We start from the raw sequence: 9,983 nt of genomic DNA on the forward strand, positions 1-9,983 counted from the left end.
AGGGCCGTAGGTTGGGGTGACGAAGGAACCCCAACGCTTGGCGGCCGGGGATGTTGGGGTTCGTTCCTCACCCCAACCTACGGTGCTAAAAGCCGCCTTCGGCATTGAGCACGGTCTCAGGGCCGTAGGTTGGGGTGACGAAGGAACCCCAACGCTTGGCGGCCGGGGATGTTGGGGTTCGTTCCTCACCCCAACCTACGGTGCTAAAAGCCGCCTTCGGCATTGAGCACGGTCTCAGTCCAATCGAATGTCAAATCGGGCAGCGGCTCCTGGATCAGAGCGCCTTGCACATAGTCCGCGCCGCTTGCCCAGATCGATCCGACCCGCGCCGGATCGTCGACGCCGCCGACAATCACCTCAGTCCCGGTCTGGTGCAGACGCGTGATCAGCCGGAGCAACTCATCGGGCTTGGCTCGGTGCAGCGTGGCGGCCGCGATCTTGACCAGCGGCGGTTGGAGTTCGACAACCAGATCCCTGGCCGCCGCCGTCAGATCCACGTCCAGCAGGCAGACCTTGACCCCAAGCTTGTGCAGCATCCGCAGCAGGATCGCGCTGTCATCAGGGCGCTGTAGCAGATCGGCGAGCCACACCTCGATGATCGGACGCTGCTGCGTCAGTCCGGACGAGACCAACTGGTTGCGGAACCAGAGCACCCAACCGTCGCTCGCCAAGGTGTCCAGGTGTTGGGGGATCAGGAGGCGCAATTCCGGATGGGTGGGCGCCTGACCGGCAAGTGCCGCAAGCGCCCGCAGCATCAGCCACCGGTCGATATCGCACAACCGCCCGCCGCGCGTGGCGACGGGCAGGTAGTCCGCATCCGGGATCAACTCGGCATCGCGCTCGAGCAGCCGCAGGCGCACCTCCATCAACTGCGGACTCGGTGACTGGACGGCGACCAGCGGCTGATAGAACAGGCGAAAACCACCTTCCATTTCGGCACCGGTCAGCGCGCGGTCGATGAGCGCGCCGATCCGCTGTTCATGCAGCGTATCTCCCGGTCCGGGCACGAAAGGCCGATACATGACCACGCGGTCGCCGCCCGCACCCTGGGCCTGTGCGCAGGCTTTCTCAGCGCGCGAGATCACCGTAATGGCATCACCGGCGGCCGGGTGAAAGAGCCCGACCCCAATGCTGACGCTGACCGTCAGTGACTGACCGCCAATCTTCAGCGGTGCCGCGGCGACCGCGGCGCGCAGCCCTTCCGCGGCAGCCAGGAGGGCGTCGGCTCCGGCACGACGCAGCAGCACGGCATGGCGATGATGGTCCAAACGGACCGCCAGCTCGCCAGACTCCAGCCGCGCGGGGATCGTCGACCCAGCGCGCGCGCGGACCAGTTCGGCTCCGCCGGTACCGATCCGCTCATCAATGCTGGTCGCCCCGTCAAGCGCGATCAGCAGCAGGCCGTTGCCGGCCTCGCCGATACCCGGCTCGGCGATGGCGCGCTCCAGACAACTCACGAAGTAATGGCGCGACGCCAGCCCGGTGACCGGGTCCTGGTGCTCGGCCAACCGCAACCGGCCGCGGACCGCGCGCATCGTCTCCAGCCGTTGGGTGACGGCCTTGATCAGGAGATCAGGACGAATCGGCTTGGCGATGAAGGCGTCGCCGCCCATGCTGAGCGCGTCGCTCTGCCGCACCGGATCCCGCTCGCTGGACAGAAAGAGGATGGGGACGGACGCGAAGACCTCGTGCTCGCGGATGATCGCGGTCAGCTCGGCCCCGTTGGCGCCCGGCATATTGAGGTCCATCAGGATCAGCTCGGGTTGGAAGTCCTCGATCACCGCCAGCACCTGCAACGCGTCACCCTGGGTGCGTACCGTATACCCGGCGGCACTGAGGATGCGCTCGACCAGGAGCGCTTGCATGGGGTCGTCCTCCACCACCAACACCCGGCCCACGGCCGCCGTGCGCGGAGCGCACAGCGCGCACAGCCGCTCCACCAGTGCGCGGCTCCCCACCGGCGCGGTGAAGAACGCGGCGGCCCCGGCGCGCAACGCCTGAAGCCGCAAGCCGATGTCCTTCGTGTGGGCGATGACCACCAGATTCCGAATCGGCGCCCCGCCCTGCGCGAGCGCCGCCATGAACGACTGAACCGTCTGGTCGGACGCGAGCAAGGCGCTGTCCAGGATCAGTGCCGTCCAATCGTGCGCGGGGCACTGCGTGCGCAGAGCATCGAGGTCGGAACAGGCCGTCAGCCGCAGGCCCTGTTCATTGAGCAAGGGACGGATGCGATGCGGCAGCCCGGCATCCGTACCGACGTAGAGGATCGTTTCACTGGTCTCTTGACTGTCACCGGGCTGATCTTGCATGGCGTCCTCCTGGCCGTCCGATTGATTCACTGCCGAACCTTGGACGACGCGTTCCGATTATTCCCGTCATGGGGTTCCCCGCGTGCCCCCACGCCTTTATGCGCGGCATGCGGCGGGCGTCTCATCTGCGACCGACGACCCTTGCCCCTGGCGCGCATCGGGGTTACCTTTCCCGGCGAAGGCAGTGCCCGACCGCGCGCCGGTCAGGCGCCGACGGCAAGGTCGGCGTTCGACCGCCCGGAACACGGATGCCTGGTCGTCACGATCCGATCAGCCTCCAACAATATATAGACCCTTTTCGGTATGCGTTTTTTGGCTCCAGTTCCGCTTTCGGGCATGCGTGCCGCGGAGCACCGAAAACGGCCTTGATCGTCATCCCGGCCGGCGGCGTACGTAGTCAGGGCTTCCAGCCCTGACGGTGTCAGGCCAGGATGGCCTGACTACGCACCCGGCGAGCCCAAGTGGCCGGAATCTTGATCGAGGCCGCGCTGCTCATGCCTCACTTGAATGGCTTTTCCGACTACGACAACGACGATTGTGTTTAACTTGTTCTTGACTCGCTACTTTCCTTATCGCCCCGAGTGAACCGACATGACGCCTGCCCACCTCCCGGAGTCTGCGCTCGACGACCTGGCCGACCTGGACCTGGAGCATTGGACCGCGCGCTATGCCGAGTCCGCCGCCGCCGCCCGGACGGCCTTGCGCCCCTTCGTGCTGGTGCGGGTCGGCGGCGAGCGCTTCGCCGTCAACCTCGATGACCTCGACGAGGTCGCCTGTGTGACCACCGGCATCGCCCTGCCCCATGTGAACCCACTGATCCTGGGGCTCGCCAATATTCGCGGCGAGTTGCTGCCCCTGCTCGACACCGCGGCCATCCTCGGCGTCGCCGCCGGTTACCGCCTGGGCACCGCCAACCGGACACTGGTCGTGCGCGACCAGCGGGGCCGCCGGGCCGGTCTGCCGGTGGATGGGGTGGAGTCGGTGGAGGAACTGGACCCGGATCTCTTCCAGACCTTGACCAGCGGCGAATCCACGGATCTGGTCTGGCGCAACGGCTTGGCCGAACATCGCGGACGCGCCCTCGCCCGGCTCGATCTTACCCCTTTGCGCGCGGGCAGCTTCAGCCATTTTTAGGCGATTGCCCGAAGATCTTGGGACGGGATCCGGCAAAAATCGCTATGGCCCTTTGTCCGCCGGGGACTCTGTGGCACAGTAAGGACTCGTTTACAAATGGCCCGGTCGCCACCCCTGGAGCGGCAGCCAGGGGCGGGGCCCGGCCGGATCCGGCCCACCAATAAATACCGATTGCCAAGGCACGCACCATGAGCGCCGACCATCAGAGCGACACCCACGCGGATCTGCACCGTGATCAGGGACACGACGAACCGCGTCACGAAGGACGACCCAGCGAATTCGTCGTCCCCGAACCCGACGGGGTGCAAAGCGGGGTGCCGTTCGGGGACCTGGCCGGGACCGTGCCGGCCCACTATGCGGGCGGCGCCGGGCGCGGCCGCCGTGAGCCGGACGAGAGCCGGGGGCGCATCCACACCGGTGCCGGAGGCAGCGCGGGAACTGGCGGGGGCGGCGGCGGGCGGGCCGTACTGCGGGGCATGAGCCTGAAGCGCAAGCTCAATCTCTCGCTCGGGCTCCTGACCCTGGTGATTCTCCTGCTCGGGTTGGTCGCGGTGCGCACCATCCACGGGATCAGCTCCGACGGCATTCCGGAGCTGGGCCATCATGCCGATCTGGCACGGGTCAGCGAGGCGATCAAGAGCGCCGTCTACCGGATGAACCTGGCCCAGGCGGACTATCTGCTGCTCGACGACGAGGGGGCACGCGATGAAGTCATGCGCCTGGCAGCGCGGGTGCGCGAGGAGATTGCCGGGCTCAAACCCCTGGCCGTGCTGATCGAATCCAGGAGCAGCATCGACATCACCGCCCAGCAGACCGCGCTTAGCACCGCGCTGGAGCGTTTCGAATCGCGCTTCGCGGCCCAGGTCAAATCCGTGGCCGCCCTGCGTCAAGGCCAGACCGAGCGCGCCGCGGTCCTGGCGGCAAGCGAGCAGGCCCTGGCCGAACGCCTGGATGCCGTCATCACCCAGGCGCAGGAGTTGGCGTCGGCGGCCTGGGGCGTGGGTGCGCCGGCCGAGGGCAGCGGGCGGTTGGACCTGGCACGCACCCTGGACCGTTTCACGGCCGACCTCCTGCGCGAACGGGTGGCGCTCCAGATCTTCTTCGCTGCCCATGACCCGCTGCTCCAGGACAGCGCGCGCACGGCCGCCGCGGAACTGGCCGCCCGGCTCGATCAGGTGCGCGCGCCGGCTCAGGCGGCGGGCCTGGCGGACGGATTGGCGGACCTGCGCAAGGCCCTGGCCGCCTATACCGCCCAATGGCGGGAGACGGGCGCCCGGCTCACCGACAACGCCGGCGCGGGACAGGAGGTGACCGCGCGGATCAAGGCGGAACATGACACCCTGACCGGGGCAGTCGAGGGCATCGTCGCCCTGACCGAAGAACTCACGGCCGCCGCCTGGCGCGACATCGCCGCCGAGAGCGCGGGTCTGCGGGCGACCGGGGAAGCCGCCCTATGGCTGGTCGCCGGGGCGGCCGGGGTGGGGCTGGCGGTGGGTCTTCTGGTCCTGGTCACGGTACCAAGGCCCATCGTGTCCGCCATTGAAGCGCTGATGGCCGGTTCGCACCAGATCGCCCGCGGCAACCTGAGCGATGCGGTTGAGGTGACGAGCCGCGACGAACTCGGCGCCCTGGCGGACTCCTTCAACCAGATGCGCGAGAACCTGCTCGCCCTGGTGCAGCGCATCCAGCGGGCCAGCGTGCAACTCTCGTCGTCGATCAATGAGATTCAGGCCGCGGCCACCGAACAGGCGGCCTCCTCCGCCCAGCAGGCCAGCGCGGTCAATGAACTTTCCGCCTCGCTGAATGAGATGTCGCAGAGTGCCGCCACCCTGGTCGCCTCCTCCGAAACCGTCGGCCGCAACGTCAACGAGATCGCCGGGATCGTCACCGACAGTAACCACAAGTCCACCCAGATGATGGCCTCGATGGACGCCATCGGCACCTCCACCCGGCAAACCGCCGAGCGGATCAAGGCCCTGAACGACAAGATGGACGACATCAACGAGGCGGTCTCCACCATCTCGATGGTGGCCGACCAGACCACGCTCCTGTCGCTGAATGCCTCCATTGAGGCCAACAAGGCCGGCGAAATGGGCAAGGGCTTTTCAGTCGTCGCCCAGGAAATACGCCGACTCTCCGACCGCTCCATCGATTCCGCCGGCAACATCAGCGGCATGGTGCGTGACATCCAGCGTGCGACCGAATCCTCGGCGCTCGCCATGGACAAGTCCTCGGAGGAGATCCACCACGGGGTCGCGCTGGTCGGCGACTCCAGCCAGGCGCTGGCCGCCATCCATAGCGCCATGGAGCGCATCCAGGAGCAGATGACCATGATCCTGGAATCGGTCCGCGCTCAGGCGGAGTCCGCGCGGATGGTCCAGACCACCTCCACCGAGATGCTGTCCTCCGCCAACATGGTCTCCAAGGCGGCCGGCCAGACGCGCTCGGTGACCTACGAGCTGAACGCCATGGCCACTCAGCTCGCGAGCGCCGTCTCGGTCTTCCGCGTCTGAGTGCCCCCGTGGAGGCACTGCTCTTCACCGCCGCCGGCGGACAGTACCTGGCCCCCTTGTCGGACCTGGACGAGGTGCTGATGCCGGCGCGTCTGCGCCCCCTGGCCCAGGCGCCGGCGTTCCTGACCGGGGTGCTGGACCTGCGCGGCGCCACCCTGCCGGTCCTCGACCTGGCGGAACGCTTGGGGCGCGCGCAGATGGCGCCCGCGGCGATCCAGGGTCCGGCCTGGCGGCGCTGGCAGCGCGGCAACCGCATTCTGTGTTTTTCTACCGGCGGGGTGTCCCTGGGGGCGATCGTGGAGTCGGTCACGGGGATTCGCACCCTGTCGGCCGACGCGCGCCGCGAACCGGTCTTGACCGCGGCCGGCGCCCCCGCCTTTCTCGGCGACCTGTGGCCGGTGGATGGCCGTCTGACCCAGGAACTGCGGCTTTCCTGCCTGCTCGAACCCGCGGAACTCGCCCTGCTGCGGGGTACCACCGAGGACAGCCGATCGTGAACGATCTCACCGAGATCTTCCGCGCCGAGGCCGAGGCCAACCTCAAAGAGGCGACCCGCCTGGCACTGGCCTGCGAGCAGGGACCGCCCGGCCGGGCCGAGGTCGAGGCCATGATGCGGGTCTTTCATACCCTGAAAGGGGCCGCCCGGGCGGTGCGCTTCGATCAGGAACGCGAGATCGCGCATCGCCTGGAAGACGTATTCCACGCCATCCTCGACGGCACCGCGCCGTTCCGTCCGCCGGTGGTGGATCTGTGTCTGCTCGCCATCGACCTGACCCGCGCCACCCTGGAGGCGCGGCTGGCGGCGAGCGAACTCCCCGACCTGGCCACCTTCCTGGCGCGGGTGGACGACTACCAGGCCGCCCCCGACGACACCGCACCGCTGCCGGACCCGGCCATGCTGCAGTCGCCCGATGCGGCAGACGGGGTCGCCGGCCTCGACCTGCTGGCCATCTTCCGCCTCGAGGTGCAGGAACAGTTGGCGCAGGCGCGCGCCAGGCTCGCCGACCCGGCGGCCGACGCGGAGGCTTGGGACGCCCACCTGCGCCGCGTCTTTCACACCCTCAAGGGCGCCGCCCGCGCCGTCGGCTGCGATCCGGTGCGTGAGTTGGCCGGGGCCCTGGAGGATCTGGTCCGTGCGGAGCACGAGGCGGCGGGCAGCACCGCGGTCCCGGCATCGCCCGACCTGATCGCCGTCATCACCTGCGGACTGCGCTGGATCGAGGCGGTGCTGGAAGGGATCGCCGCCGGCGCCGAGCCCCCACCGCTCGCCGGTTTCCTGGAACCGCTCGCCCGCTACCGGGACGGCGGCGTCCGGCCTCCGTGCAGCCCGCCGACGGGGCAGACCGCGGACCAGGCCGCCATCCCATCAGCCGCCGGGGTTGCCGCGCTCAGCCGACTCATCGCCGACGCGGCACCCCCGGTCCCGCCGGATTCGACGGTCAGTGTCGCGGCCGCGCCGGTCGCCGGATCCGCCGCCGGGTCCAACGGGAAGCCGCCCGACGAACCGCGCGCCGAGCCCGCCCCGGCCGCACGGCGTCAGGCCCGGCTCGACTATGAACAACTCGACCGGCTGCATCGGCTGTCGGGCGAACTGACGGTGGCGGTCGCGGCCCTGGCCGGGCAGCGCCAGCAATTGCGGGTCCTGTCACGGTCCCAGGCCCGCGCCGCGGCCCAGATCCAGCGTCTGGTGGCGGCCGCCCTGAGCGAGGACCTGGACCGGGAGACCCTGCAGGAGACGCTGCGCCAGGGCGCCCAGCGGCTGTCTGCCGGCGCCGGCGCGCTGGATGTGCTCACCGAGGCGCACGATCGGATGGAGGGCCGGCTGCGGCATCTGGCCGACGGCCTGGCGGACCAGGTGACCCAGGCGCGCCTGGTGCCGCTGGGAGACCTGCTGGACGACTATCCGCGACTCGCCCGCGATCTGGCGCTGGAACTGGGCAAGCGGGTCGATTTGCAACTCGACGGGATCGACAACCGCATCGATCGGGCGGTGCTGGAGCAGTTGCGCAACCCCTTGCTGCACCTGCTGCGTAATGCGCTGGATCACGGCATCGAGCCGGTCGCGGTGCGCACCGCCCAGGGTAAACCGCCGAGCGGGCGCATCCTGGTGGAGGCGCGCCAGTTCGGGTCCCGGATGCGCATCCGGGTGGAAGACGACGGCGCCGGCATCGACCAGACGCGGCTTGCGGCGGCGGTGATCGCGGCTGGCCACACCACGGCCGCGCTCTGGGCGCACATGGGGATCGAGGAGCGGATGCAGTTTCTCTTCCTGCCGGGTCTGAGCACCGCGGCCACGGTCTCGGCCACGTCCGGGCGAGGCTTCGGGCTCGATATCGTCAAGGCCGGCATCGAGGCCGCCGGCGGCACCGTCGGCGTGCGCAGCGAACCCGGCCGCGGCACCTGCTTCGAACTGCTGGTCCCCTTGAGCCTGTCGCTCACCCGCTGCCTGCTGGTGGTGGGTGGACGCCACCCCCTGTTCGGCGATCAACGCTACGCCTTCCCCATGGGCGAGGTGGCGCGGGTGCGCCGCCTGGCCGCCGTCGACCTGCGCGAAATCGCCGGACGGCTGGCAGTGCACCTCGAGGAGGAAACCCTGCCCTTGGTCCAGCTCCATGCCCTCCTCGGGCTGGCGCCGGTCCACGCCGACCTGGAGCGCAAGCACCTGCTGGTGCTGGGCGAGGGGGATAGCCGTTGCGCACTCCTGGTCGAGGCCGTGGTGGACGAGCAGGACATGGTATCCCGGCCACTGGACGAACGCCTGGGCAAGGTCGCGGAGGTCTCCGGACTCACCTTACTGGAGGACGGCGGTCTGGCCCTGATCCTGGATGTCCCGGATCTGCTGCAACACCTGCACGAAGGCATCGGGCACCTGCATCCGGCGGCGGCGCTGACTGCACCCTTGCCGGAGTTGACGCCGGGTCCCGGCCGGACGGAGGCGCCGGCGGACACGACACCGGCCCAGGTTCTGGTGGTGGAAGACTCGGTGACCGTACGGGAGGTCGAACGGCACTTCCTGGAGCAGGCCGGCTATCAGGTAACCACCGCGGTGAATGGCGTGGACGGGCTCAACAAGGCCAAGGCCGGGGATCATCGCATCCTCATCACCGACATCGACATGCCGCGCATGAACGGACTGGAATTGATCCGCACCCTGCGCGGCATCGACCGCTTCCGGCGGTTGCCGATCATCGTCGTCTCCTACAAAGACCGGACCGAAGACCGCGACCGCGCCCTGGAGGCGGGCGCGGACCGCTATGTCACCAAGTCCGAGTTCGACACCGATGCCATGTTGGCGCTGGTCGCCCAACTGCTCGCGGCGGACGGCGCCGGCGGCGCCGACCCGCCGGCGCCGCGGCCCGCCTGGACCCCTGGTCGCGCACCATGAGCATCACGGCCCCGCGTACCGCGGATGCCGTCGCGCCGCCGCCGGCCGGGGTGGTCATCGTCAACGACTCGCCGGTCGCGCGGGCAGTCACCGCGGCCGTGATTGCAGCCGACGGCGGCTTTCGGCTGCTCGGGCAGGCGACCGGCGGCCTGGCCGGCGTGGAATTGGCCTGCCGACTGCGGCCGCAGTTGGTGTTACTCGATCTGCACATGCCCGATATCGACGGGGTGGAGGTCACCCGCCGCATCATGGCCGCCTGCCCCACCCGTATCCTGATCTCCAGCGCGACTATCCGCAGCAATACCGCCTATCTGTTCAACGCCCTGAAGCAGGGCGCGCTGGACTATACCCACACCCCGAGCCTCAAGGCGCGGCCGGGGGAGAGCGTGACCCGCGCCGACTTGCTGACCGCCGGCGCCGGCCTGCTGCGCAAGATGCGCACGGTGCTGAGTCTGCGCTCCGGCGCCGGCACGGTCGCGGTGCCGCCGCCGCGGCCGGCCGGCGGGGCGACCCGCTCGGACACCGCGACCGCACCAACCGGGACCGCAAGGCACCATGCCGAGGTGCGGGTGGTCGCGGTCGGCAGTTCCACCGGGGGGCCGAGCGCACTCGCCACCCTGTTCGGCGCCCTGCCGCGCGGGC

The 9,983-nt window shown here is 69.3% G+C and carries 6 protein-coding genes; 5 read left to right on the forward strand and 1 reads right to left on the reverse strand.

Annotated features, from left to right (window positions below):
- Positions 1 to 203: 203 nt before the first annotated feature.
- Positions 204 to 2,309: a response regulator gene (locus QZY03_RS27845; RefSeq protein WP_295586960.1), complete on the reverse strand. Its 2,106-nt coding sequence runs from the start codon at positions 2,307 to 2,309 to the stop codon at positions 204 to 206.
- Between the two features lie 591 nt (positions 2,310 to 2,900).
- On the opposite strand from QZY03_RS27845, the gene QZY03_RS27850 reads away from it, so the two are divergent.
- The 5 genes from QZY03_RS27850 to QZY03_RS27870 all read left to right on the forward strand — a co-directional run.
- Positions 2,901 to 3,443 (forward strand): chemotaxis protein CheW, encoded by a 543-nt coding sequence (locus tag QZY03_RS27850; RefSeq protein ID WP_295586962.1) that lies wholly within the window; start codon positions 2,901 to 2,903, stop codon positions 3,441 to 3,443.
- A 188-nt stretch (positions 3,444 to 3,631) separates the two neighbouring features.
- Positions 3,632 to 5,956, forward strand: a complete 2,325-nt coding sequence (locus tag QZY03_RS27855; RefSeq protein ID WP_295586964.1) for a methyl-accepting chemotaxis protein — start codon at positions 3,632 to 3,634, stop codon at positions 5,954 to 5,956.
- 8 nt (positions 5,957 to 5,964) lie between these two features.
- Positions 5,965 to 6,453, forward strand: a complete 489-nt coding sequence (locus QZY03_RS27860) for a chemotaxis protein CheW (RefSeq protein WP_295586965.1) — start codon at positions 5,965 to 5,967, stop codon at positions 6,451 to 6,453.
- Positions 6,450 to 9,341, forward strand: a complete 2,892-nt coding sequence (locus tag QZY03_RS27865) for a hybrid sensor histidine kinase/response regulator (protein ID WP_295586967.1) — start codon at positions 6,450 to 6,452, stop codon at positions 9,339 to 9,341. Before QZY03_RS27860 ends, QZY03_RS27865 begins: the two co-directional genes overlap by 4 nt.
- A partial coding sequence (locus QZY03_RS27870) for a response regulator (protein ID WP_295586969.1) occupies positions 9,338 to 9,983 on the forward strand: 646 nt, incomplete at its 3' end. The genes QZY03_RS27865 and QZY03_RS27870, both read left to right, overlap by 4 nt.

The sequence above is a fragment of the uncultured Lamprocystis sp. genome, assembly GCF_903933125.1.
Lineage (GTDB): Bacteria > Pseudomonadota > Gammaproteobacteria > Chromatiales > Chromatiaceae > Thiodictyon.

Coding starts and splice junctions, on each gene's coding strand:
- QZY03_RS27845 (WP_295586960.1), bottom strand. CDS start 2,309: ATGCAAGATCAGCCCGGTGACAGTCAAGAGACCAGTGAAACGATCCTC.
- QZY03_RS27850 (WP_295586962.1), top strand. CDS start 2,901: ATGACGCCTGCCCACCTCCCGGAGTCTGCGCTCGACGACCTGGCCGAC.
- QZY03_RS27855 (WP_295586964.1), top strand. CDS start 3,632: ATGAGCGCCGACCATCAGAGCGACACCCACGCGGATCTGCACCGTGAT.